Source organism: Micromonospora cabrerizensis (assembly GCF_022230955.1).
Taxonomy (GTDB): Bacteria; Actinomycetota; Actinomycetes; order Mycobacteriales; family Micromonosporaceae; genus Micromonospora; species Micromonospora cabrerizensis.
Window position 1 is genome coordinate 102,204 of the sequence record NZ_JAKKFI010000049.1, and the last position, 24,157, is coordinate 126,360.

Consider the following 24,157-nt stretch of genomic DNA (forward strand, 5'->3'; position numbering starts at 1 on the left):
AAACTACCGGACTACACGGATCGATGGCAGCCGGTATGGTGCTGCTCTACCGACGGTGACGGGAGGGGCGGTCGTGAGCGAACACGTGGACCGGCACGCCAACCGCGATTTACGGGCCCGCTTCGACGACGTGTACGGGCAATATCAGCAGCTCAGGTCCGGTTTGGACACCCTGCAGACGAGGCTCGCCGAGCTGCGGGTGACCCGCCGGTCCGCCGACGGGCAGGTCACCGCCACCGTGGGCGCCCGCGGCGAGGTCATCCAGGTCGAGCTGACGCCCGCCGTCTACCGCGAGCGGGACGCCGGGGCGCTCGGCCGGAAAATCACCGAAACGGTCCGGGCCGCCGCGACCGCCGCCACCGACGCCACCCGTGACCTCGTCGCCGAGGCCATGCCGGCCGGTAGTGGGTCGACGGACTTCCTGCGCACCGGCGACTACGCGGCCCTGCTCGGCCGGGCCGACGCGGTGCTCGGCAGGCGTGAGGGGACGGCATGACCGACGGGCAGCTCTGGCTCGATCCGTCCCGGGCGCGTCGCGGCGGCGCCGACCTGGCGCTCGCCGGCGAGGCGGTCACGGCCCGTCGAGCAACGGAAGGCGGTGCGATCGAGGCCGCCAGCGGTGCCCGGCCATGGGGTCGTGACGACATCGGCGCCGCGTTCGAGCGCAACTACCGCACGATCGAGCAGACCGTGCTGCGGGCCTGGGCGGGCGTCGGGCACCAGCTCACCGAGTTGGGCGGCGACGTGGTCCGCGCGGTCGACGCGAGCGTGCAGACCGACGGGGCCAGCGCCGCCCGGTTCGGTCGGGTCACCGACCAGCGCTGACGGCCGGCGATCCCGATGAGCGTGCTGCCGAGCCCGATCCCGCACCCCCTCGACCACGCACCCTGGGACGTTCCAGGCTGGATCTACGAGGCCCTCGACTGGGTGGTCGGGGTGCAGTGGCCCGACGGCAACGAGCGGGCCGTCTGGGACGTCGCCGACCAGTGGTACGAGGTCGCCTCCGTGCTCGCCGGCCCCCACACCGACGCCGCCACGGCCGCTGCCGAGGTGCACAACGCCTACGGCGGGGTCGGTGCCGTCGACGCGGCGTTCGTGGCGGCCTGGCGGGGGATCGCCGAGGGTGCCGACGCCCCGTTGCCCGTGCTGCTCGCGATCACCGCCGACCTGGGCCGGCTGGTCGAGGAGTGCGGCTGCGACATCGAGGGCGCCAAGCTGGAAGTCTGGATCGAGCTGGGCATCCTGGTCATCGAGTTGCTCTCGGTGGCGGTCGCGGCGGTGCTGACCGCAGGTGCCGCAACCCCGGTCGCCGGCGCGGCGATCACCGCGACCCGGCTGCTGGTCCAACAGATCTTCAAGCGGCTGATGGGTCAACTGGCCAGCAAGTCCCTCCGGCACGGGCTCAAGGAGGCCGGCGAACGGGCCGCCAAGGAGGTCGCCCAGGGTGGCGTGCGAGGGCTCGCCAAGCGGGCCGCTCGCGGAGGGCTGGAGGAGGCCGCCGAGGAGAGCGGCGTCACCCTGGCCACCCAGGCGTACCAAAATTCCACCGGGCGGGCGCACGGCCTGGACATGACCGACCTCGGCGCGTCGGCGGTCGGCGGGCTCGCTGGCGGCGCGGTGGCCCCGCTTGCCGGCCTGGGCCGGCACGCCACCGGGCGGGCGGCCCGCATCGGGGAGCACCTGGGACGGGAGATGACCGGCGAGGTGCTCGCCGACAGCGCCGCCAGCCTGGCCACCGGCCAGGGCCTCACCTCAATGGAGGACGTGGCCCGCGCTGCCGCGTCCGGCGCCACCGGTTCGGCGACCGGCCAGACCGACCACGCGTTACGGGCACGACTCGACGCGCAGGCCAACGCCCTCGCCGGGGCGTCACTCGCCAGCCCGTCGCTCCCGTCCGTGGCGGCGGTGTCGGGGGATCCGGCCCTTCCGGGTGCGGCATCTTCTTCGGATGCGGCCTCGTCTTCAGGTACGGCCTCGTCTTCGGGTGCGGCGTCTTCTTCGGCGGCGGCGTCTTCCGTGGGGGCGGCGTCGTCTTCGGGTGCGGGTGCGGTGCCTTCGGCTGGTGGGGTGTCTTCGGCTGGGGTGAGCGGGGAGGGCTCGTCGCCGGGGGTTCCGGTGCAGGCCACGCCAGCCACCGCCACGTCAGCGCCGGACCACCTGGCGTCGCTACGCGTCGAGATGCCGACGGATCCGGGCATCCATCCGTCACGGGCAACCGACGTGCCGCCCGTGGCCGCCTCCGACGGGCACGCGGTTGCCGTCGACCTGCACGTGGCGTCACCACCGGCAGTCGGCGCGGTGTCCGACATGGACGCCGTCGACCGCTCGCTGCGCCCGTCCGAGCCGATGCCGTCGACGGACGGACCGCGTCCGGTGGCGGCTGATCCGACGCTCTCGTCGGTGCCTGCTGACTCGCGGCTGTCGGCGGTCGCGGCTGATCCGACGCTCTCGTCGGTGCCCGCCGATCCGAGGCTGTCCTCGGTGGCCGCGCCCGTGGCCGGGACGTTCGAGCCGAGCAGCGGACCGGCCACCGGTGTCGCGCCCGGCCACCCCGGCGGTTCGCCACACGCTCCGGCCGCTGGCCCAACTGGCTGGCCTCCGTCGACCGGGCCAGCACCGACGACCACCCTCGGCCCGACAGCGCCGGTCACCTTCGCCGTCCCGAGCACGACCAATCGCCCGCCGGTCAGCCCGACGGTGGTGGGCCGATCCGCCGTGCCATCGCCCGCCCCGACACGCGAGGCGCGCCCACCCGAGCATCCCGCCCGAGGCAGGGCCTCCATCCCCGTCGAGGTGGTGTTCGGCGATCCGGTCGTACCGGCGACCGGGCCCGACGACTGGTACGCGGCGCAGTGGGCCGCCGAGGCGGAAGCCGCCGAGCGGCGGCGCTACCAGGGTCACTACGAGTCGCAACGCACCGGCTTCGAGACCAACCGCCGGCAGGCGGAGGCCACCCGACTGCGCGCCCGGGCAGCGGAGCACGATCGCCGGGCGGTCGAGTACGCCACCTACGCCCGACAGTTGCACCGAGCAGGTCACCGGCAGTGGGCCGACGGCTGGCAGCGGGCCGCGAACGACGAGACGCGCGCGTACGCCCAGTGGCGTGACCTGGCGGACGCGGTGCTGGCCGGCACCACGGCGCCACCGGTCGTGGACCTCGCTGCCTTCGAGCACGCGAACAGGGACGTCGGCGCGCTCGCGCTCGGTGCGGTGGAGACTGCCGGGCCGTCCCGGCTCACCGGCGACGACGTGCCCCCGCCGATCGACGACTCCCGGCCGTACGGGCGGCCCGGAGGACTACGCCCACCGCTCGCCCTGCACCAGGTCGACGTCGAACGGCAGATGCCCCGCGAGTCGGACGGCACCATCACCCGCACTGCCGACCCCCGACGGGGCGGCTGGTTCCGGCTCCTGAACGACGGAGGTCCCGCAGCCGATGCCACCCGGGGCATCAACTGCCTGGACTGCACCCTGTCGTTGTTCGAGACCTGGGTGCACGGGCGGCCACGGGTGTCGGCGCCGCGTACCTTCGACGGCTACCTCGACGGTGACATCCGGCGTCCGATCCGCGGCGAGGCAGGCGGCCCAGGCCGGGTGGAGGACGTCACCGGCGGGCGCTTCCAGCAACTCCTCGCCCCGCCGGCCGGCCAACGTCCGTACGACGAGCAGGCGCGGCACGCCGCCGACCGGGGCTACCGCAACCTGCGCGACCAACTGCTGCTGGGAGGTCACGGCAGCTACGCGTTCCTGGTCACCGAGTGGCCACACGGCGGTTCCCACGCCTGGGTGGCGCTCAACCAGAACGGCACGGTGCTCTACGTCGACCCGCAGAACGGGGTGGTCCGGGACCATCCCCTGTATCCCGATGCCGTCGGCATCGACGCGCTGGTGCTGAGCGGGGACGGCCGACCGATGCCGCTCGGTGGGCTGCCCCGGGGCCGGTTCAGCGAGCGGCCCGACCTGCCGGACCATCCGTCGACGGACGACGACGACGGCCACGGTGACCCGTACATGAACCGGATGTACCTCCTACTGGACGGCCCTGGCTCGGCAGATGTGGGTGACGTTGAGCCCGTCGACACCTCGTCCGGCGCTGTTTGGGGCCAACCCTCGACGAACAGCCCGGCCCGTGTCGTCTCGATGGCCGGCAGCCTGGACGAGATCTTCGCGGCCGGAGTGAGTCCCGCCGACTTCGCGGCGGCGGTCGACCCACCTGTGCTCCGTCGTCTGGTACCGGAGCTGGACGAGGCGTCGGCCCGGGATGTGGCACGGCTGTTCGCCGACGGTCGGGTCCGCGACATGCTCGATCACGCACGCAGGGAGCCGCCCGACAACGAGCCGGAACTGGCCGAGCGCCTGACCCGCCGGTTGGTGCGACATCCCGACCTGGCGCGCCTGGTCATGTCAGCACCCGAACTCGCGAACTCGCTGACCGCACGCCCGCTGACTCTCTATCACCTGGCCGGTCATCAGCAGGCCATCGACGTTCTTGCCGAGGTGCTCGATGACATCGCCCAACCGGAGGCCGTGGGGTTGGAGGTGGCGACCGACCGGTTTGCGGACCAACCGCAGCCGACGCCGCTCACGGACGACCAGCGCCGGATCAGCGCGAGTATTCGACTGCCGGATGATCCGGCGAACCAACCGGGGTTCGACAAGCGCCGTCAGGCTGACCCCTCATACCGACGGCACTACCTGGACAGCCTCTACGCGGCGGCAGCGGTCGCCCAGACCGAGCTGAATCAGTTGGCGATCTCCCTGGCCCAGGTCGGTGAGCGACGGGTCGGCGAGCCGGGCTGGCGTTCACAGCCCAAGGATCGTCGCCGTGCCGAGGACAAGGTGGACAAGCACCAGGGCGACGCGTCCACGTTGCTCGACCTGGCGGGTGCGAAAGTCGAGTTCCGTAACCTCAATGACCTCTACGCGGCGCTCGAACGAGTACGAGACCACCCGGACGTCGTGATCGTCCGCTATGACGATCGCTTCATCTCACCCATGGACAGTGGCTACCGGGACGTGCAGCTCGTGCTTCAGATGGGCGACGGGCATCTGGCCGAGTTCCGGCTGCACCTCGCGGCCCTCGACGCGATCGCGGTTTGGGAGCATGTTCTGTACGAGGTTCGCCGCGACGTGGAAGCCCTCGCCCAGTTAGACGGCCGGCCCTTGACGGTACGCGAGCGAGCGATCACAGGGGGTATCCGACGCCGGGAGCGACAACTGTTCTGGCAAGCACTGCAGTCAACATTCGAGGGGAATGCCTGATGGTCGATGGTCTGTTGCTTCCCTCCTACTACCTCTATTACCAGTCCCCGGTCAAGATCGTGGAAACGCCAGACGGAGGTGCCAGAGTGTGGCGCGTCTCCATTGATACGGGTGGCTGGCACGAGAAGAACGAGATCTTTACGGAGATCACCCTCGGTGTGGGGGGAGATATCTTCCGTCGTACGCCTGAGGAATTCGTGCAGGAGGTGGAGCGCTTTCGGGCTCACCATCTTGAGGGCGACGGCCCGATTTTCGCTCTCTACGAGACGATACAGGCGGTCAGGGATGTGGCGAAGGCCGAAGATCGCCACCTGACGTCGAGGGAGCGAGCCCTCATTTACGGGATCCGGCAGCGAACCTTCGTGATGTTCGAGGAGCAGCTTCGCGCGGCCGGTGATCCTGGCGCGGACCCCGACATAGCGAGGGCGAAATAGGCGTTGCTCGGCGACTCCCCCGGTAGCGCCGCAGACCGCCGAAAAGTTGGAGCGGGAGATTGTTGAGCTACTACCTGATCTACCGGACCGATGGGCAGGACGGCCCGGCGGGGGTTTTTGTCATGGATGCGGGGCCCGGTCAGGCCATTCTTTGGGATCATCGCGCTCGGGCTTGGGCTTACGACCCCGATCTCGTTGTGCGTTTTCTTAACGACTACCGGAATGTGGACCGCTACAAGAATGTCGACCGCGGCGCCGCCGAGGCAGTGGCCGGGGCAGTCACTGGTGGTGAGAAATTGCCGGACGAGAGATCGATCCGTGCCATGTTCAAGACTGGCTGCGGCGATGGGTGACGTCCAGTCGCTGAGATCGCGGGGCGACGCGGCAACTGAGTCGGCGGCGGCCCGCACCCGCCCTCATCGACGGACACGGCAGTGGACGTTCGAGATGCGACGAGGGCAGGCAGCGGCTCGCAGCCTGGCGTGGTGTCCACACAGTCGGCCGGTGGGTCGAGGCTCACGACGAGTTGCGCCTTGCCGCCCGCCCGACCGTCGATCACCGCCGTCATGGAGCCGAATAACATCGACGCATGGCGAGACTTGGTACGGAGAGCACCAAGCCCAACCTCTGGGTATGGCCGGTCGGCATCTTGATCGGTCTGGCTGTGGGCATTCCCGTCTTTGGTTCGACAGGCGGGGTGGCCTTCGGAGTCGCACTCGGGATTGCCTTCGCGGTCGCCTTCGGCGCGACCGGGGGTCGGCCCGGCGGTGACCCCGTCAACGGGGCGGCGGAGAACAGGGCGGCGGAGAGAGACGTCAGCTCCACGGACGCGGGTCCGGACAGCACCTCGACGGGCGATGCCGCCGGGGATCGCGCCGACGGCTCACGCCGAGAGTGATCGACTCGGGTTTCGTGAAATCGGGGCATCAAGGTCAGTGGGATAGCCCGATTTTCATGAACACGAGTGGATCAAGCCAGGCGGCGGCGGTGTCGGGCCGGGCGGCGGCGGTGTCGGGTCGGGCGGCGGCGGTGCCGGGCAGTGTCGCGCAGGCCGTGGCCGTACAGGAGGAGTTGCGGCCGTTGGTCGACCTGGTCGGGCCGGGGCCGGGCGCGCCCGCGACGGTGGCCGGCCTGGACGTCGCGTACGCCCAGGGTGGTGACCTTCTGGCGGCGGCCGTGACGGTGCTGGACGCCAGGACGTTGGAGGTGGTGGATTCCGCGGTGAGCTTGGGAGAGCCGGCTTTCGACTACGTGCCGGGGCTGTTCGCCTTCCGTGAGTTGCCCGCGCTGCTCGGCGCACTGAACCGCCTGAGCGTCCTGCCGGACCTGCTGGTCTGCGACGGGCACGGTCTGGCCCATCCGCGACGGTTCGGGCTGGCCTGCCACCTCGGCGTGGTCACCGGGTTGCCCGCGATCGGGGTGGGGAAGACGCCGCTGGTCGGGACGTGGGACCCGCCGGCCGCCGGGCGGGGCGCCTGGTCGCCGCTGCGCGACGGCGGTGACGTCGTCGGCCGGGTGCTGCGGACCCAGGACGGGGTGAAGCCGGTCTTCGTCAGCGTCGGGCATCGGATGAGCCTGGCGAACGCGACCGCGCAGGTGCTTGCGCTGACCCCGCGCTACCGGCTGCCGGAGACCACCCGCACCGCCGATCGACTCAGCCGCGGCGCCCTCGCCAGCGCCGAACAGACCGACTGACCGCACCGGAGCACGCCGCCCCGCCGTAAGCACCCCGACCGCGAGCACCGCAACCGCTCCGATCCGGCCGCCCCGAACACGCCACCCCGACCGCACCGCGCACGCCACCCCGACCGCGAGCACCGCGCGCCGGCCGCCCCGAAAACGCCCACCCGGCCGCACCGAGCACCCCGCCGGACGGCACCCCGAACCCCGCCGGACCGAGCCCGACAGACCCGCCGGAAACACGGTCCAGCCGGACTGATGCCGACCCTCTTCGCAGGTCGGCGGGCCGGGCCGTAAACCGTAACGCCGCACACATCCGGGCCGCTCTATGACCGACGGGGTAGGTGGGCCGGTAGTAGCCTGACCCGCGGACCCCACCCGGGGAGAACGGCGAGGTGATCATGACGGTGCGTCGACGCGCGGCACAGCTCGCGGCGGTCTGCGGTCTGGTGGGCGGCCTGGTGATGCTCGGTGCGTCACCGGCGCTGGCCGACGACGACTCGGTCCGGGTGGGCGCGGCCAGCAGCTTCGCCGCGGGCGGCTCCCCGCAGGGGGTGAACGTCGCGGTGCGCAAGCGCACCGACGGGTGCGTCCTGCTGCGTACCGCGCTGGGTCTGCGCCTGGAGGGTCTTCAGCCGGACCAGGTGAAGGTCGAGGTCAACGCTGGCGGGCGCTGGTTCCCGGTGGCCGTCTCGGGTGGTGGCGGCACGGTGGCGACCGCGCAGACGTCGCCGGCTAAGCCGACCCTGTGCAAGGGCAAGGGCATCACGGTGCGGTACCGGGTGGCGTTCGCCGCGGGTGTCCCGGGTGGTCAACTCGTCGTCAGCGGCGCGGGCGTCAGCGCCACCGGTCAGCAGTTGGGCCAGGGCAGCGACACGGCCAAGGTGACCGGCGCGCGCGTCACCCCGTCGCCGACGCCGTCGAAGAAGCCGACGCCCACCCCGACCCCGTCCGAGGTCGTGGCCGTCGACGAGGCGGTCACCCCGGCGGCCCTGGGCGGCGTGTCGAGTGCCCCGAACACCACGGCAACTGCCGCGGAGTCGTCCGGCGGCGGTTCGGTGGTGATGTTCTTCGGCATCGCGATGGTGGCGATCGGCCTGCTGCTCATCGTGCTGCTGGTGCGTCGCTCGCGGCAGGACCGCAAGCCGTCCGACCAGTCGCCCGACGCGCTGCCGGGCAACCCCGGCGGCACCACCTACCGCGCCGCCGGTGGGTCGCCGGCCGCGCCCGGTCGCCCCGGTCAGGTGTACGGCCAGCAGCCGCCCGCCGCCGGCTGGGGTGCCGTGCCGTCCCCGCGCCCTGCCACCGGTGGGGTCTACGGTGCGCGTCCCGGCGGTGCCGATGCGGTCCCGGAGGCGACACAGCCGATGCCGGGTGCGCCCGGAACCCGACCGCTGCCCGGGGACCCGCCGACGGACGAGGGCGGCCACACTGTCTTCATTCCCCGGCTCCCGGGCTGAGCGGGGGGAGACGCGGACCCTCCGTTAGGCTCAGGATCGGTGTCTAACTTGCGGCCAAGGAGTGGAACACGTGTCTGATCTGTCCCAGATTGTGAAGGCGTACGACGTCCGAGGGACAGTGCCGGACCAGTGGGACGAGCGGACCGCCGAGGCGCTGGGAGCCGCGTTCACCCAGCTGCTCAACTCCACCGACGAGCCGGGTGACGCGGTTGTCGTCGGGTACGACATGCGGGCCACCTCGCCCGGCCTGGCCGCCGCGTTCGCCGCCGGCGTACGGGCCGAGGGGCGCTCGGTGATCGAGATCGGGCTCGCCTCCACCGACCTGCTCTACTTCGCCTCCGGCTCGCTCGACCTGCCCGGCGCGATGTTCACCGCCAGTCACAACCCCGCTCAGTACAACGGCATCAAGATGTGCCGCTCCGGTGCGCGCCCGATCGGCCAGGAGAGCGGTCTGACGGAGATCCGGGACCGGGCCCAGGCCCTTCTGGACTCCGGCGAAACCCGTCCGGCCGGTGAGCCGACCCGGCCGGCCGAGCGACGGGACATGCTTCCCGACTACGCCGGCTACCTGCGCAAGCTGGTCGACCTCTCGGGCATCCGGCCGCTGAAGGTCGTCGTCGACGCCGGTAACGGGATGGGTGGCTTCACGGTCCCCACCGTGCTGGGTGACGCCGCCCTGTCGCCGTTGCCACTGGAGATCGTGCCGCTCTACTTCGAGCTGGACGGCAGCTTCCCCAACCACGAGGCCAACCCCCTGGACCCGGCCAACCTGGTGGACCTCCAGCGCGCGGTGGTCGAGCACGGTGCCGACATCGGGCTGGCCTTCGACGGTGACGCCGACCGGTGCTTCGTGGTGGACGAGCGCGGCGAGCCGGTCTCGCCGTCGGCGATCACCGCCCTCGTCGCCGCACGTGAGCTGGCCAAGCACCCGGGCTCCACCGTGATCCACGGCTTGATCACCTCCAGCGCGGTCGCGGAGATCATCCGTGAGCACGGCGGGCAGCCGGTCGTCGCCCGGGTCGGGCACTCCTTCATCAAGGCGGAGATGGCCCGCACCAATGCCGTCTTCGGCGGCGAGCACTCCGCGCACTACTACTTCCGCGACTTCTGGTTCGCCGACACCGGGATGCTCGCGGCGATGCACACGCTGGCCGCGTTGGGCGAGCAGTCGCTGCCGCTGTCCGTGATGGCCGGCGAGTTCGAGCGTTACGTCGCCTCGGGCGAGATCAACTCGACGGTCGCCGACCAGGCGGCGGCGGTGGCCGAGGTGCGGGCCGCGTACCCGGACGCGGTGGCCGACGAGATGGACGGCCTCACCCTGCGATTCCCCGACGGCGCGTGGTTCAACCTGCGCGCCTCCAACACGGAGCCGCTGCTGCGGCTCAACGTCGAGGCGCCCACCCGGGATCGGATGGTCTCGCTCCGGGACGACGTGCTGGGCCGCGTTCGCCGATAAGATCGCCTGCGCCGGTCGGCACCGCCGCCGGTGAAGCCGCACACGTGGAAGGAGCCGTGCCATGGCCCTGGATCCGCAGTTGCTCGAGATTCTCGCCTGTCCGGACACGCACCACGCCCCGCTCACCTATGACGCCGAGGCGCAGACGTTGACCTGCACGGAGTGCGGGCGGATCTTCGAGGTCCGCGACGACGTACCGGTGCTGTTGCTGGACGAGGCGCGCGGCGGCCCCGGGCAGCCGTCATGATCGACGGTACGGCCGGGGTCAGCGGACGGCGCGATGCCGACGAGGCCCTGCTCGACAACCCGGAGGCGCTGGCCGAGCGTGACCCGGGCGGCATGCTCCGGCACACGGCGTCGGCCGGTGCGCAGGTCCGCGAGAGCGCCGCACTGGCTGCCGAGGCGAACCTGGCGGTGCTCGCCGACGACGGGCGGCCCCGTGCCGTGGTCATCGCCGGCATCGGCACGGCGGGGCGTACCGGGGACGTGCTGGCCACTGTCGCGGGGCCGCGCTGCCCGGTCCCGATCATCGGGCACCGCAGCGCCGGGGTGCCCGGCTGGGTGGGCGCTGCCGACGTGGTGATCGCGGTGAGCGCGTCCGGTCGTAGCCCGGAGGCGCTCGGCGCGGCCGAGGCGGCGCACCGGCGTGGTGCCCGGCTGGTCGCCGTGGGTGCCCCCGACTCGCAGTTGCAGTCGATCGCCGAGCAGGCCCGGGCGCCGTTCATCCCGGTGCCCCGGCGTGCTCCGGCCCGGGCCAGCCTCTGGGCGCTCACCGTGCCGGTGCTGCTCGCGGCCCGTTCCCTCGGGCTCGTGAAGGTCAACGAGGCGGACCTGGCGGAGACGGCGGCCCGGCTCGACGCCGACGCCGACCGCTGCCGGTCGGCCGCCGAGTCGTTCGTCAACCCGGCGAAGTCGCTGGCCCTGGGCCTGGCCGGCTCGATTCCGATTGTCTGGGGCTCGTCCCCGCTGGCCACCGTGGCCGCCCGCCGGTTCGGCGACACCCTGTCGGCCAACGCCCGCTACCCGGTGGTCACCGGAGCGCTCGGTGAGGCCGGTCGGGGTCGGGTCGGTCTGCTCGACGGTGTCTTCGGCGGCCTGGCCGAGGGCGAGCGGGACATCTTCGCCGACCCGGCCGAGGACGACGGCGAGGGCACCCGGCTGCGGTTGGTGCTGCTGCGCGACGGCGGGCTCAACGCCGAGGACGACACCGACGAGCCCCTCGCCGTCGAGGAGCGCCGCGCGGACGCGGTGCAGACCCTCGCCGAGCGCCGTGGTGTGCGGTGCGACGTGGTGACCGCCGAGGGTGGCTCCGCGTTGGAGCGCCTGGCCTCGCTGATCGCGGTCCCGGATTTCGCCTCGGTCTACCTTGCTCTGGCCCATGGACTTGACCCGATGGCCGTGCCGGCCATCACCGAGATGAAGGAGCTTTCGAACCAGTGAACGCACGCAGGGGGCGGCGCGTCATGCGCGGACCGGTCGGCTTCGCACGGCGAAGCGGAGCGGTGGCATGAGCGCCAACGGTGGGACGAAGGCGATTGTCGCCGCCCTGCTGGCCAACATCGGCATCGCCGTCACCAAGTTCATTGCGTTCCTGCTCTCCGGCTCGTCGTCGATGTTGGCCGAGGCGGTCCACTCGGTCGCCGACTCCGGCAACCAGGGCCTGCTGCTGCTCGGCGGTAAGCGGGCCAAGCGGGCGGCTACCCCGGAACACCCGTTCGGGTACGGCCGGGAGCGCTACATCTACGCGTTCATCGTGTCCATCGTGCTGTTCAGCATCGGCGGCCTGTTCGCGCTGTACGAGGCGTACCACAAGTGGGGCCACAAGGGCGGCATCGAGTCCTGGCACTGGTTGCCGGTGGTGGTGCTGGTGACGGCGATCATCTTGGAGTCGTTTTCCTTCCGGACCGCCATCAAGGAGTCCAACCACGTCCGGGGCAACCAGTCCTGGGTGCGCTTCATCCGCCGGGCCAAGGCGCCCGAGCTGCCGGTGGTGCTGCTGGAGGACTTCGGTGCCCTGGTCGGTCTGGTGTTCGCGCTCTTCGGCGTCAGCATGACCCTGATCACCGGCAACGGCCGGTGGGACGCCGCCGGCACCGCGATGATCGGCGTGCTGCTCGTGGTCATCGCCGTCGTGCTGGCCATCGAGACGAAGAGCCTGCTGCTCGGTGAGGGCGCCGAGGCGTCCGACCTTGCCGCCATCGAGCGGGCTGTCACCGACGGCCCCGAGGTGGAGCGGATCATCCACATGAAGACGCTCTACCTGGGGCCGGAAGAGCTGATGGTGGCCGCGAAGATCGGCGTGCCGAGCTGCGAGAGCGCCCAGGACCTGGCCCGGGGCATCAACGCCGTGGAGGCGCGGATCCGCGCTGCGGTGCCGACCGCCCGGGTGATCTACCTGGAGCCGGACATCTACAGCGCCGCCGCGGCCGAGGCCGGCACCGGCGCCGCCGCCGACACCGCCGTGCCCCAGCCGCAGGACGGGTCGGGCGAGGCGGCCGCGCGGCCCGGGGGTTGACGGGTGGAGCCACTGTACGGACCGATCCGCGACTACGCCTGGGGGTCTCGTTCGGCCATCGCTCTCCTCCAGGGGCGGTCGGTGCCCAGCGAGGGGCCGGAGGCGGAGCTGTGGTTGGGCGCCCACCCGGGCGCCCCGGCGAGCGTGGCGCGTGCCGGTCTGCGGGTGAGCCTCTGTGACCTGGTGCGGGACGAGCCCGGGCAGTGGCTCGGGCAGCGGGTGTCCGAGCGGTTCGGCGATCGTCTGCCGTTCCTGCTCAAGGTCCTCGCGGCCGACGCTCCGCTGAGCCTCCAGGCTCATCCGGACGCCGAGCAGGCCCGGGCCGGCTTCGCGGCACAGGCCGGGCGTCCCGAGGGGGAGCGCAACTACTCCGACCCGCACCACAAGCCGGAGTTGCTGGTCGCACTCACGCCGTTCGAGGCGCTGTGCGGCTTCCGGGACCCGGCGGAGTCGGCGGAGGCGCTCGCCGCGTTCGGCGTACCGGCGTTGGCGCCGGTGGTCGCCGCGTTGCGGTCCGGGCCGGAGGGGCTGCGGTCGGCGGTACGGACGTTGCTCGGCTGGCCGGTGCCGCAGCGCGACGAGTTGTTGGGCGCGGTGCTGGCGTCGTCGGCCGACGGCCCGGACGCGGAGCTGGTCCGCCGGCTGGCCAAGGCCTACCCGGCCGATCCGGGCGCGCTGGTGGCGCTGCTGCTGCACCACGTGCGACTGGTCGCGGGCGAGGGGATCTGGATGCCGGCCGGCAACCTGCACGCCTACCTGAGCGGCTGCGGGGTGGAGATCATGGCGGCCAGTGACAACGTGCTGCGCGGTGGTCTGACCCCGAAGCGGGTGGACGTCGACGAGTTGCTGCGGGTGCTGCGCTTCGAGGTGCTCGACGACCCGGTGCGGGCCGCGCAGCCGGTGGGTCCGGGTGTGGACTGGTGGCCCGTGCCGGTGGACGACTTCGCGCTGCACCGGGTGCGGGTCGGCGGCGAGGTGCCCTCGGTCACGCTGCCGCTGCCCGGTCCCCGGGTGGTGCTCTGCGGTAGCGGTTCGATCACCGTGGACGATGGCGCCGGTGCGGTGACGCTCGTGTCCGGCGAGGCGGCGATCGGCACGGCGGCTGGTGAGCCGTTGCGGGTCAGCGGCGCCGGTGAGGCGTACGTGGCGACGTCGGGTCTGCGCTGACGCGCACGCCCAGCAACGACACAAGTCCGACTTTCCCGGAATAGCTTGACGTCACCCTGCCTGAGTGTGACTCTATGAGTACGCAGCGTTATCGCGACGACGGTCCGAGAACGTGCGGGGAACCAAACCGGGGGGATGCACGGGGCGGGCGGGACGTGGGCGGGTAAGTCCGTCCATCACCGACCGCCCCGTGCGCTGTCCGCGGCCCGTCCCCGGGTGCCCATCGCCAGCGCGCGTATGGTGGAGGGTCGGCGCAGACATCGTTCGACAGGAGCTTTCATGACCAGCACCCTCCCGGCGACCGCCAGCGGTACGCCGTCCGAGGCCCGGCCGAGCACGCTCGCCGAAGGCGACTTCAAGGTGGCGGATCTGTCGCTCGCTGAGTTCGGGCGTAAAGAGATCCAGCTCGCCGAGCACGAGATGCCCGGCCTGATGGCGATTCGCCGGGAGTTCGCCGACGCGCAGCCGCTCGCCGGCGCGCGGATCACCGGCTCGCTGCACATGACCATCCAGACCGCCGTCCTGATCGAGACGCTGGTCGCGCTCGGCGCGCAGGTGCGCTGGGCGTCCTGCAACATCTTCTCCACCCAGGACCACGCCGCCGCGGCGATCGTCGTCGGCCCGGACGGCACCCCCGAGGCCCCGGCCGGCGTGCCGGTGTACGCGTGGAAGGGCGAGACCCTCCCGGAGTACTGGTGGTGCACCGAGCAGGTGCTCGCCTGGCCGGACGGGCAGGGCCCGAACATGATCCTCGACGACGGCGGCGACGCCACCCTGCTCGTGCACAAGGGTGCCGAGTTCGAGAAGGCCGGAGCCGTCCCGCCGGTCGAGTCCGCCGACTCCGAGGAGTACGGCGTCATCCTCGAGCTGCTGCACCGCTCGATCGCCGAGGACGGCCAGCGCTGGACCCGGATCTCCGCCGGCATCAAGGGCGTGACCGAGGAGACCACCACCGGCGTGCACCGGCTCTACGAGATGCACCGCGCGGGCACCCTGCTCTTCCCGGCCATCAACGTCAACGACTCGGTGACCAAGAGCAAGTTCGACAACAAGTACGGCTGCCGGCACTCGCTGATCGACGGCATCAACCGGGCCACCGACGTGCTGATCGGCGGCAAGATGGCCGTGGTGATGGGCTACGGCGACGTGGGCAAGGGATGTGCCGAGTCGCTGCGCGGCCAGGGCGCCCGGGTCGTGGTGACCGAGGTCGACCCGATCTGCGCGTTGCAGGCCGCGATGGACGGCTACCAGGTCGCCACCCTGGACGACGTGGTCGAGCAGGCGGACATCTTCATCACCGCGACCGGCTGCTTCGACGTCATCACCAACGAGCACATGGCCCGGATGAAGCACCAGGCCATCGTCGGCAACATCGGCCACTTCGACAACGAGATCGACATGGCCGGTCTGGCCAAGCGTTCCGACGTCGAGCGGATCAACATCAAGCCGCAGGTCGACCTGTGGCGCTTCGCCGACGGGCACGCCATCATCGTGCTCTCCGAGGGCCGCCTGCTGAACCTGGGCAACGCCACCGGTCACCCGAGCTTCGTGATGTCGAACTCGTTCGCCAACCAGACGATCGCCCAGATCGAGCTGTTCACCAAGACCGAGGAATACCCGATCGGCGTCTACGTGCTGCCCAAGCACCTGGACGAGAAGGTCGCCCGGCTGCACCTGGGCGCGCTCGGCGCCAAGCTGAGCACGCTGACCAAGGAGCAGGCCGCGTACCTGGGTGTCTCCACGGAGGGTCCGTTCAAGCCGGATCACTACCGCTACTGATCGACGATAAGGGACCGGGTCGGCTGTTCGCAGCCGGCCCGGTCTCGTCGTTTCCGACATCAGGACCGGAGGCTCAAGGCGCGGCGGCCTCAAGGCGCGGCGGCCTCAAGGCGCGGCGGCCTCAAGGCGCGGCGGCCTCAAGGCGGGGCGGCCTCAAGGCGCGGCGCGCTCAGCCCGCCCGGGGGCCGCGCCGGGTGGGGCGGAACCACGTCCAGGCGCACCAGATCAGCCAGCCGACCGACACGAGGGTGGCCAGTGCCCGCATGTGCAGCGCGCTGAGCAGCAGCACGACGGCCAGCACCGCAAGCCACGGCAGGAATGCCTTCACGGCGGGGATCCTGCCACAGTCGAACGGGGTGCTCCGCCTTCCGAGCGGGAGGACCACGCCCGCTGGGCGTCACGGCGTCGGCGGCTGGAGGCCGAAGAGCCTGGTCACTGGGCACGTGAGCTTGTCGCGATCGACTTGACGCCAGCCCCGAGCGGGAGGAAGGTATGCCTGCCCTAAGTCAGTTGAGGCGTGCCTAATCAACTCGGAGCCCCGGATGTTCGCCACCTACCTGATCGGTCTGCGGGAAGGCCTGGAGGCCACCCTGGTGGTCAGCATCCTGGTCGCCTTCCTGGTGAAGTCGCAGCGCCGGGACCGGTTGCCCCAGGTCTGGGCCGGCGTCGGTCTGGCCGTCGTGCTCTCGGTGCTCGTCGGCTGGCTGATCGAGTACACGTCGACCTCGGTGCTGGCCCGTTCCGAGGACCGCGAGCTGTTCGAGGCGATCACCTCCGTCGCCGCCGTGGTCTTCGTCACCTGGATGATCTTCTGGATGCGCCGGGCCGCCCGGACCATCGCCGGTGAGCTGCGGGGCAAGCTCACCGAGGCGCTGGCCGTCGGGTCGCTCGCCGTCGCCGGCATGGCCTTCCTCGCGGTGATCCGCGAGGGCCTGGAGACTGCCCTGATCTTCTACTCGGCCGCCCAGGGCGCGGCCGGCGACAGTGGGCCGCTGCTCGCGTTGATCGGCGGCATCGTCACCGCCGTGGTGCTCGGCGTGCTGCTCTACGCCAGCGCCCTGCGGATCAACCTCAGCACGTTCTTCACCTGGACCGGCGCGCTGCTGATCCTGGTCGCCGCCGGCATCCTCAAGTACGGCGTACACGACTTCCAGGAGGCCGGCGTCCTGCCCGGCCTGAACCACCTGGCCTTCGACATCACCAGCACGCTCGACCCGACCACCTGGTACGCCGCCCTGCTCGCCGGCATGTTCAACGTGACTCCCGCGCCCACCGTGCTGGAGACCATCGCCTGGATCGGGTACGCCGTACCCGTGCTCCTGCTGTTCCTGCGACCGGCCCGGCGTACGCCGGCACCCACCGCGACCACCACCGTCACCGAGCGCGGGGCCGACACCGGCACCGGCACCGAGGCCGAGGCGGCGTCCACGCCGCAGCGTGCCTGACTCCACGAGGAGAGACAGCTCAGATGCGTACCACCCAGTTCTTCGCGCTGGCCGCCGCCGGCGTGCTGGCGACGGCCGGTCTGGCCGCCTGCTCCGACTCCGGCAAGGGTGACTCGGCCGCGACCGGCGGACCGATCGTGGTCAAGGCCAGCGACACCGCCTGCGAGGTCGGCACGACCGACCTGGGCGCCGGCACCGCCACCTTCAAGATCACCAACTCGGGTGCGAAGGTGACCGAGTTCTACGTGTACGCCGAGGGCGACCGCGTGCTCGGCGAGGTGGAGAACATCGCCCCCGGGCTCAGCCGTGAGCTGCACGTGGAGCTGCCGGCCGGCACGTACCAGACGGCCTGCAAGCCCGGGATGAGCGGCAAGGGCATCCGGGGTGCGCTCAAGGTCAGCGGGTCGGCGCAGCCGCTCACCGCCGACGCCGCGCTCGGTGACGCCACCGACAACTACCAGCGCTACGTCAAGAGCCAGACCACCGCGCTGCTCGACAAGACCGAGGAGTTCGTCGGCGCGGTCAAGGCCGGCGACGTCGCCAAGGCCAAGGCGCTCTACCCGGTCGCCCGCACCTACTGGGAGCGGATCGAGCCGGTGGCCGAGATCTTCGGTGACCTCGACCCCAAGATCGACGGCCGCGAGGAGGTCATCGAGGAGGGGATGGAGTTCACCGGCTTCCACCGGATCGAGAAGGACCTCTGGGAGTCCGGCGACATCAGCAAGGACGGCCCGATCGCCGACCGGCTGCTGGTCGACGTCAAGGAGATCGTGGCCAAGGCCAACGCCGAGAAGCTCTCCCCGCTCCAGCTCGCCAACGGCGCGAAGGAGCTGCTCGACGAGGTGGCCAGCGGCAAGATCACCGGCGAGGAGGACCGCTACTCGCACACCGACCTGTGGGACTTCGCCGCCAACCTGGAGGGTTCGAAGGCCGCCGTGTCCGCCCTCCGCCCGGCGCTGCAACAGCGCGCACCGGAGCTGGTCACGCAGCTGGACACCGAGTTCGCCAACGTGGAGACGCTGCTCGGCAAGCACCGCGACGGCGACGGGTGGAAGCTGCACACCGCGTTGAGCAAGGCCGAGCTCAAGGAGCTCTCCGACGGGATCAACGCGCTCGCCGAGCCGATCAGCAAGGTCGCCGCGGCCGTCGCGAAGTGACCTTCTGGCAGAAAGAGTCGAGTCGATGAGCGGAAGCAGGTTGACCCGGCGCCGGGCCATCACCCTGGCCGGCGCCGGGGTGGCCGGGGTCGCCGGAGTGGCGGCCGGCGCGGGGGCGCTACGGAACGGCTCCCACGGCCCGGCCGCGGCGAGCGATCACCCGGCCGGGGCGGTGCCCTTCTACGGTGAGCACCAGGCCGGCATCGTCACCCCCGCTCAGGACCGGTTGCACTTCGTCGCCTTCGACGTGATCACCAAGGACCGGGCCCGGCTGGTCGAGCTGCTCGAAGAGTGGTCCGCCGCCGCCGCCCGGATGACCGCGGGACGGGACGCCGGGATCCTCGGCGCGGTCGGCGGGATGCCGGAGGCCCCACCGGACGACACCGGCGAGGCGCTCGGTCTGCCACCCGCGCAGCTCACCCTGACGATCGGCTTCGGGCCGACGCTGTTCCGCGACGCCGACGGACGGGACCGCTTCGGCATCGCCGACCGGCGGCCCGCAGCCCTGGCCGAGCTGCCGAAGTTCCCGGGTGACGCGTTGCAGCCGCAGCTCTCCGGCGGCGACCTCTGCGTGCAGGCGTGCGCCAACGATCCGCAGGTGGCGGTGCACGCGATCCGTAACCTGGCTCGGCTGGGCATGGGTGTGGTGAGCGTCCGCTGGTCGCAGCTCGGCTTCGGGCGTACCTCGTCGACCTCCCGCGACCAGGCCACCCCGCGCAACCTGTTCGGCTTCAAGGACGGCACGGCCAACCTGAAGGCCGAGGACACCGACCTGCTGCGCGACCAGTTGTGGGTGCAGCCGGGCGACGGGCCGGACTGGATGGCCGGGGGTTCGTACCTGGTCACCCGCAAGATCCGGATGCTCGTGGAGACCTGGGACCGCACCTCCCTCGCCGAGCAGGAGGAGATCGTCGGCCGGAGCAAGGGCAGCGGTGCGCCGCTCGGTCGGGCCGACGAGTTCGACGAGCCGGACTTCGCGGCACGCGGCACGGACGGCAAGCCGGCGATCGCCGAGTATGCCCACGTCACGCTGGCCCACCCGAGCCGGAACAGCGGTGCCCGCTTGCTGCGTCGGGGCTACAACTTCGTCGACGGCTCGGACGGCCTCGGACGGCTCGACGCGGGCCTCTTCTTCATCGCCTACCAGCGCGATCCGCGCCGCCAGTTCGTGCCGATCCAGACCCAGCTGGCCCGGCACGACGTGATGAACGAATATCTGCGGCACGTCTCCAGCGGTGTGTTCGCCTGCCCAGCCGGGGTACGCGACGGCGGTGACCACTGGGGGCGTGCCCTCTTCGGTTGACCGTCGTCTGGATGGCGACAACGGAATCTGTCCGGGCTGCGGTGGCGCCGGGCGGCGCCGAAGGGGGATCATGGTGGCAGCCAGGCCCGGGAGTTCGTTCCGTGCGCCCGGCGCCGCAGCACGTGACGCCGCCGCCGGTCGCGGTGACAGGTCCGTCGGCGATGCTTTCCCCTCACCGGCAGACGCCGGTCCCACCGAACTGAATGAGGATGCAATATTAATCCCATGAGAGCCCGCGTACTGGTGGTCGACGACGACCCCGCGCTCGCCGAGATGCTCGGCATCGTGCTGCGTAGTGAGGGTTTCCTGCCCTCGTTCGTTGCGGACGGCGAGCGGGCGTTGGCCGCATTTCGTGACAGTCGTCCCGATATCGTGCTGCTCGACCTGATGCTTCCCGGGATGAGTGGTATCGACGTCGCCCGGTCGATCCGGGCGGAGTCCGGCGTGCCGATTGTCATGCTGACCGCCAAGAGCGACACCGTGGATGTCGTGCTCGGTCTGGAGTCCGGCGCCGACGACTACGTGGTCAAGCCGTTCAAGCCCAAGGAGCTGGTCGCCCGGATGCGGGCCCGACTGCGCCGGGGCGAGGACGTGGCCCCCGAGATGCTGACCATCGGGCCGCCCGACAACCAGATCACCATCGACGTGCCCGCGCACACCGTCAGTCGTAACGACGAGGAGGTGAAGCTGACTCCGCTGGAGTTCGACCTGCTGGTCGCGCTCGCCCGCAAGCCACGTCAGGTCTTCACCCGTGAGGTGCTGCTGGAGCAGGTCTGGGGTTACCGGCACGCGGCCGACACCCGTCTGGTCAACGTGCACGTCCAGCGGCTGCGGGCCAAGATCGAGCCGGACCCGGAGCGACCGGAAATCATCCTCACCGTGCGGGGCGTGGGCTACAAGGCGGGGACCGGATAGCCTGGTCGCACTGTGTCGACCACGCCCCCACCCTCCCCCAGCACGGCTGCCCGCCGGCCCAGCGCCGGCGGGGAGGTCTGGCGCGCGGTGAGCGGCCGGGTCGCCCGCGTGGTGGCCCGGGTGCACCAGACCTGGCGTCGCTCACTCCAGGTGCGGGTCGTGACCATCACGCTGGTCGCGTCCAGCCTGCTGGTCGGCGGTTTCGCGTTCCTGATCGCCGACAAGATCACCACCATCCTGCTCGACAGCGCCCGCAGCGACGTCCGGCAGCGGGTGACCAGCGGTGCCAGCTACGCGGCCAAGCAGGTCTCGCTCTACGGTCAGCCGCAGGAGGCGCAGCTCCAGGAGACCATCGACGGCACGGTCAACTACCTCGCCGGTGGCGACCCCCAGCAGACCAGCGGGGTGGTGGTGGCGATCACCGCCGACGACTATCCCACCGAGATCCAGACGCGCACCGCGCCCTCCGCGAACGTCCAACTGCTGATCAGCCCGGAGCTGCGGGCCGCGGTCGCCGACGGCAAGGTCGCCAGCCAGATCCGCACCGGCCGGCTCACCGGGAAATCCACCAAATACCTGGTGTACGGGTCGCCCGTGCCCACCAGCTTCGGCCAGATCGAGCTCTACTATCTGGTGCCGCTGACCCGGCAGGACGTCACCGCCGCCGACGCCCGAGCCACCGTGGTGGCCACCGGCGTCGCCCTGGTGATCCTGCTCGGGCTGCTTGCGGCGCTGGTCACCCGCCTGGTGGTCAACCCGGTCCGCGTCGCCGCGCGCACCGCCCAGCGGCTCTCCGCCGGTCTGCTCGACCAGCGGATGGTGGTCAACGGTGAGGACGACCTCGCCCTGCTGGCCGCCTCGTTCAACCAGATGGCCACCAACCTGCAACGGCAGATCCTCCGCCTGGAGGAGATGTCCCGGTTGCAGCGCCGCTTCACCTCCGACGTCTCGCACGAACTGCGTACCCCGTTGACCACGGTCCGGATGGCCGCCGACCTGATCTTCGCCGAGCGCGACGAGTTCGACCCGGCGGTGGCCCGCAGCGCCGAGCTGCTCCAAGCCGAACTGGACCGGTTCGAGGAGCTGCTCACCGACCTGTTGGAGATCAGCCGCTTCGACGCGGGCTTCGCCATGCTGGATTCCGAGCCGACCGACCTGGTGCCGGTGGTGCACCGGGTGGTCGACCGGCTGGCCGGCCTTGCCGAGCGGGTGGGCGTCCCGATCGAGCTCGACCTGCCGGGCGCGCCGGTGATCGCCGAGGTCGACCCCCGCCGGGTCGAGCGGGTCCTGCGCAACCTGGTCGGCAACGCCGTCGAGCACGGTGAGGCCCGTCCGGTGCTGATCACCCTCGGCGTCGACGAGACCGCCGTGGCGATCACCGTCCGCGACCGGGGTGTGGGGTTGAAGGCGGGCGAGGAGAAGCTGGTGTTCAACCGGTTCTGGCGGGCGGACCCGTCCCGGGCTCGGCAGACCGGTGGCACCGGCCTGGGCCTGTCGATCAGCCTGGAGGACGCCCGGCTGCACGGCGGTTGGCTGGAGGCGTGGGGTGCTCCCGGGCAGGGTGCGCAGTTCCGGCTCACCCTGCCGGCCCGTGCCGGCGACCGGCTGACCACCTCGCCGCTGCGGCTGGTGCCGGCCGACGCCGCGCTGCCCTTCGGCGGCCCTCGCGACGGCGGCCCACTGGCCATCGGCCCGGGCACCGGTGGGGCGTTGGCGATCGGCCCGGCCCCGACCGGGGACGGGCAACGGGCGGAGGTGCGCTCATGAGACGACCTTCTCTGCTCGGGGCACTCGGTGTGATGGTGCTGCTGGGTGCCGGTTGTGGCATCCCGGCCGTCTCCGACGTGCGGGTGGACGGCAAGGGCGGGGCGGTGACGGGGGCCGGCGGCTTCGACGTCCGGCGTAGTGAGCCGCCGACGCGGACGGCTGGCGGCAGCGACAAGGAGGCGTTCCTGCGCAACTTCCTGTCCGCCGCCGCCGGCGAGCCGGACCGGGCGTACGAGCGGGTCAAGGCGTTCGTCGCCCCGGAGGACAAGCCCCGCCTACAGGACAAGAAGGGCAGCGAGGTCGCGCTGAACGTGGTCCGGCTGCGCGAGGCGGTCTACACCCTCAACAGCGACTCCACCACCACCGTGAAGATCACGGTGCAGCAGATCGGTGTGCTGCGGGCCAACGGCACCCTCGCCCCGCCCGTGGCGACCGAGACGGAGTACGAGTTCGGGCTGCGCGGCGCGGCGCTGGACGGCGGCACCAACGACGAGCGTGCCGGCTTCTACATCCTCGACCCGCCGAACGTGCTGCTGCTCAGCGACGTGGCGCTCAAGCAGTACTACCAGGAGGAGACGATCTACTTCTGGAGTTCCGACCGCAGCCGGCTGGTGCCCGACCAGCGCTACCGGCCGGTCGCGGTGCCCAACGAGCGCCGGGTCAACGAGGTGGTGAAGTGGCTGGTCGGCGGCCCTTCCGACTGGCTGCGCCCGGGTGTCGTCGGGCTGCCCGACCGCACCGAGCTGATCAACAATGCCACCGGCGCGAACAACCGGTGGGAGGTCAACCTGGACATGTCCGGTGACGACCAGAACAGCATCGACCAGCTGATCACCCAGCTTGCCTGGTCACTCGGCGACCTGACGGGCGAGCTGGAGTTGAAGATCCGCAACAACTCGCAGCCCGTGCAGGACCTCAACGAGCGGCGAAACCCCCAGCAGCTCTACCCGAACGCCCAGAGCCCACAGCGGTTCGGCGTGTACGACGGCGCCATCCACCCGCTCGACTTCGACGGCGAGCCCAGCGGGACGGTGCCGCTGGCGCCGGAGGCCAACCGCAACATCATTTCCGCCGACCTGGCGTTGGCCCGGGACCAGCGGGTCCTCGCCGCGATGGTGGTCAACGGCAGCAGCAACGGCCGGTACCGTCTCGCGGTGGGCACGGCTGTCGCGCCGGTCTCGGTCATCAGTCGCAGCGGCACCGAATACTCCTCGATGAGTCGGCCGGTCTGGCTGCGTACGGCCGACGCCCGTGCCGGTCGCGGCCTGGTCGTGGCCGACGGGCAGCTCTACCGGTTCGACGAGGCGGCACGGATGTACCCGGTGCCGCTGAACCTGCCCACCTCTGACGTCACCGCGGTCGCCGCCGCGCTGGACGGCCAGCGGGTCGCGCTGATCGCCGGTGGAAAGCTCTACGTCGCCGTGGTCAACCTGGACGGCGGCGGGGTCTCCATCGGCCCGCCGAGGCAACTGGCCACCTCGCTGACCGGCCTCACGGCGGTCGACTGGGGCCGGGAGGACCGGCTGGTGGTGGCGGGGTCCGCGCGCCAGCAGGCGATCTACGAGATCAGCGTGGACGGTGCCGTGGAGACGCCCCTGCGGACCGACGTGGGCGCCAAGGTCAACCACCTGACGGCGTACCCGACCAACCGCGTCGTGCGGGTGCCCAGCGGGGCCTACATGTACGAGGCGAACGGGGTGGCCTACCGCAGCAGCCCGTTCGAACGGATCGAGCCGGACCGCGTACGGGACATCGCCCCGGTGCCGGCCGGCGTCCGACCGAGCAACCCTTCGGCACCGTTCTTCCTCTACTGACAC

At 71.3% G+C, this 24,157-nt stretch carries 20 protein-coding genes; 19 read left to right on the forward strand and 1 reads right to left on the reverse strand.

Going from position 1 to position 24,157, the window contains the following annotated elements; translation table 11 throughout:
* The first annotated feature begins 73 nt into the window (after positions 1-73).
* From LADH09A_RS08065 to ahcY, 13 genes are all read left to right on the forward strand, one after another.
* Positions 74-496: a YbaB/EbfC family nucleoid-associated protein gene (locus tag LADH09A_RS08065; RefSeq protein ID WP_238644242.1), complete on the forward strand. Its 423-nt coding sequence runs from the start codon at positions 74-76 to the stop codon at positions 494-496.
* Entirely contained in the window at positions 493-825 is a 333-nt protein-coding gene (locus LADH09A_RS08070) for a hypothetical protein (protein ID WP_238644243.1), read from the forward strand. The genes LADH09A_RS08065 and LADH09A_RS08070 overlap by 4 nt, the downstream gene beginning before the upstream one ends.
* 15 nt (positions 826-840) lie before the next feature.
* Complete coding sequence (locus tag LADH09A_RS08075) at positions 841-5,262, forward strand: toxin glutamine deamidase domain-containing protein (protein WP_238644244.1); 4,422 nt, start codon at positions 841-843, stop codon at positions 5,260-5,262.
* Positions 5,262-5,696, forward strand: a complete 435-nt coding sequence (locus tag LADH09A_RS08080; protein WP_238644245.1) for a hypothetical protein — start codon at positions 5,262-5,264, stop codon at positions 5,694-5,696. The genes LADH09A_RS08075 and LADH09A_RS08080 overlap by 1 nt, the downstream gene beginning before the upstream one ends.
* A gap of 62 nt (positions 5,697-5,758) precedes the next feature.
* A complete protein-coding gene (locus tag LADH09A_RS08085; RefSeq protein ID WP_238644246.1) occupies positions 5,759-6,049 on the forward strand; it encodes a hypothetical protein in 291 nt (96 codons plus the stop codon).
* 676 nt (positions 6,050-6,725) lie between these two features.
* A complete protein-coding gene (locus LADH09A_RS08090) occupies positions 6,726-7,391 on the forward strand; it encodes an endonuclease V (RefSeq protein WP_372492249.1) in 666 nt (221 codons plus the stop codon).
* Positions 7,392-7,777: 386 nt separating this feature from the next.
* The gene (locus LADH09A_RS08095) at positions 7,778-8,836 is read left to right on the forward strand and encodes a hypothetical protein (protein WP_238644248.1); all 1,059 of its coding nucleotides are present in this window, start codon (positions 7,778-7,780) and stop codon (positions 8,834-8,836) included.
* Positions 8,837-8,906: 70 nt separating this feature from the next.
* Entirely contained in the window at positions 8,907-10,292 is a 1,386-nt protein-coding gene (locus LADH09A_RS08100) for a phosphomannomutase/phosphoglucomutase (protein WP_238644249.1), read from the forward strand.
* A gap of 61 nt (positions 10,293-10,353) precedes the next feature.
* Entirely contained in the window at positions 10,354-10,539 is a 186-nt protein-coding gene (locus LADH09A_RS08105; RefSeq protein WP_030490836.1) for a Trm112 family protein, read from the forward strand.
* Positions 10,536-11,732 carry an SIS domain-containing protein gene (locus tag LADH09A_RS08110; protein WP_238644250.1) on the forward strand — a complete coding sequence of 399 codons (1,197 nt, stop codon included), beginning with the start codon at positions 10,536-10,538 and terminating at the stop codon, positions 11,730-11,732. Before LADH09A_RS08105 ends, LADH09A_RS08110 begins: the two co-directional genes overlap by 4 nt.
* A gap of 67 nt (positions 11,733-11,799) precedes the next feature.
* A complete protein-coding gene (locus LADH09A_RS08115; protein WP_238644251.1) occupies positions 11,800-12,807 on the forward strand; it encodes a cation diffusion facilitator family transporter in 1,008 nt (335 codons plus the stop codon).
* A gap of 3 nt (positions 12,808-12,810) precedes the next feature.
* A complete protein-coding gene (manA, locus tag LADH09A_RS08120; protein ID WP_238644252.1) occupies positions 12,811-13,974 on the forward strand; it encodes a mannose-6-phosphate isomerase, class I in 1,164 nt (387 codons plus the stop codon).
* 279 nt (positions 13,975-14,253) lie between these two features.
* Positions 14,254-15,753 carry an adenosylhomocysteinase gene (gene ahcY, locus LADH09A_RS08125; RefSeq protein ID WP_238644253.1) on the forward strand — a complete coding sequence of 500 codons (1,500 nt, stop codon included), beginning with the start codon at positions 14,254-14,256 and terminating at the stop codon, positions 15,751-15,753.
* Between the two features lie 169 nt (positions 15,754-15,922).
* Here the strand turns inward: ahcY and LADH09A_RS08130 are convergent, their stop codons facing one another.
* Positions 15,923-16,081, reverse strand: coding sequence for a hypothetical protein (locus tag LADH09A_RS08130; RefSeq protein WP_238644254.1), 159 nt, complete (start codon positions 16,079-16,081; stop codon positions 15,923-15,925).
* Between the two features lie 214 nt (positions 16,082-16,295).
* On the opposite strand from LADH09A_RS08130, the gene efeU reads away from it, so the two are divergent.
* The 6 genes from efeU to LADH09A_RS08160 all read left to right on the forward strand — a co-directional run bounded on the left by efeU (position 16,296) and on the right by LADH09A_RS08160 (position 24,154).
* Complete coding sequence (efeU, locus tag LADH09A_RS08135) at positions 16,296-17,198, forward strand: iron uptake transporter permease EfeU (RefSeq protein WP_238644255.1); 903 nt, start codon at positions 16,296-16,298, stop codon at positions 17,196-17,198.
* Between the two features lie 23 nt (positions 17,199-17,221).
* Positions 17,222-18,355, forward strand: coding sequence for an iron uptake system protein EfeO (gene efeO / locus LADH09A_RS08140; RefSeq protein WP_238644256.1), 1,134 nt, complete (start codon positions 17,222-17,224; stop codon positions 18,353-18,355).
* Positions 18,356-18,380: 25 nt separating this feature from the next.
* On the forward strand, positions 18,381-19,658 hold the full coding sequence (efeB, locus tag LADH09A_RS08145) for an iron uptake transporter deferrochelatase/peroxidase subunit (RefSeq protein ID WP_238644257.1): 1,278 nt from the start codon (positions 18,381-18,383) through the stop codon (positions 19,656-19,658).
* Between the two features lie 225 nt (positions 19,659-19,883).
* Entirely contained in the window at positions 19,884-20,573 is a 690-nt protein-coding gene (gene mtrA, locus LADH09A_RS08150; RefSeq protein WP_030331519.1) for an MtrAB system response regulator MtrA, read from the forward strand.
* A 12-nt stretch (positions 20,574-20,585) separates the two neighbouring features.
* The gene (gene mtrB, locus LADH09A_RS08155) at positions 20,586-22,340 is read left to right on the forward strand and encodes an MtrAB system histidine kinase MtrB (RefSeq protein ID WP_238644258.1); all 1,755 of its coding nucleotides are present in this window, start codon (positions 20,586-20,588) and stop codon (positions 22,338-22,340) included.
* The gene (locus LADH09A_RS08160) at positions 22,337-24,154 is read left to right on the forward strand and encodes an LpqB family beta-propeller domain-containing protein (protein ID WP_238644259.1); all 1,818 of its coding nucleotides are present in this window, start codon (positions 22,337-22,339) and stop codon (positions 24,152-24,154) included. The genes mtrB and LADH09A_RS08160 overlap by 4 nt, the downstream gene beginning before the upstream one ends.
* The last annotated feature ends 3 nt before the right edge of the window (positions 24,155-24,157 follow it).

Coding starts and splice junctions, on each gene's coding strand:
- LADH09A_RS08110 (WP_238644250.1), top strand. CDS start 10,536: ATGATCGACGGTACGGCCGGGGTCAGCGGACGGCGCGATGCCGACGAG.
- efeU (WP_238644255.1), top strand. CDS start 16,296: ATGTTCGCCACCTACCTGATCGGTCTGCGGGAAGGCCTGGAGGCCACC.
- ahcY (WP_238644253.1), top strand. CDS start 14,254: ATGACCAGCACCCTCCCGGCGACCGCCAGCGGTACGCCGTCCGAGGCC.
- LADH09A_RS08105 (WP_030490836.1), top strand. CDS start 10,354: ATGGCCCTGGATCCGCAGTTGCTCGAGATTCTCGCCTGTCCGGACACG.
- efeB (WP_238644257.1), top strand. CDS start 18,381: ATGAGCGGAAGCAGGTTGACCCGGCGCCGGGCCATCACCCTGGCCGGC.
- LADH09A_RS08115 (WP_238644251.1), top strand. CDS start 11,800: ATGAGCGCCAACGGTGGGACGAAGGCGATTGTCGCCGCCCTGCTGGCC.
- LADH09A_RS08095 (WP_238644248.1), top strand. CDS start 7,778: ATGACGGTGCGTCGACGCGCGGCACAGCTCGCGGCGGTCTGCGGTCTG.
- LADH09A_RS08080 (WP_238644245.1), top strand. CDS start 5,262: ATGGTCGATGGTCTGTTGCTTCCCTCCTACTACCTCTATTACCAGTCC.
- mtrA (WP_030331519.1), top strand. CDS start 19,884: ATGAGAGCCCGCGTACTGGTGGTCGACGACGACCCCGCGCTCGCCGAG.
- LADH09A_RS08070 (WP_238644243.1), top strand. CDS start 493: ATGACCGACGGGCAGCTCTGGCTCGATCCGTCCCGGGCGCGTCGCGGC.
- efeO (WP_238644256.1), top strand. CDS start 17,222: ATGCGTACCACCCAGTTCTTCGCGCTGGCCGCCGCCGGCGTGCTGGCG.
- LADH09A_RS08075 (WP_238644244.1), top strand. CDS start 841: ATGAGCGTGCTGCCGAGCCCGATCCCGCACCCCCTCGACCACGCACCC.
- LADH09A_RS08160 (WP_238644259.1), top strand. CDS start 22,337: ATGAGACGACCTTCTCTGCTCGGGGCACTCGGTGTGATGGTGCTGCTG.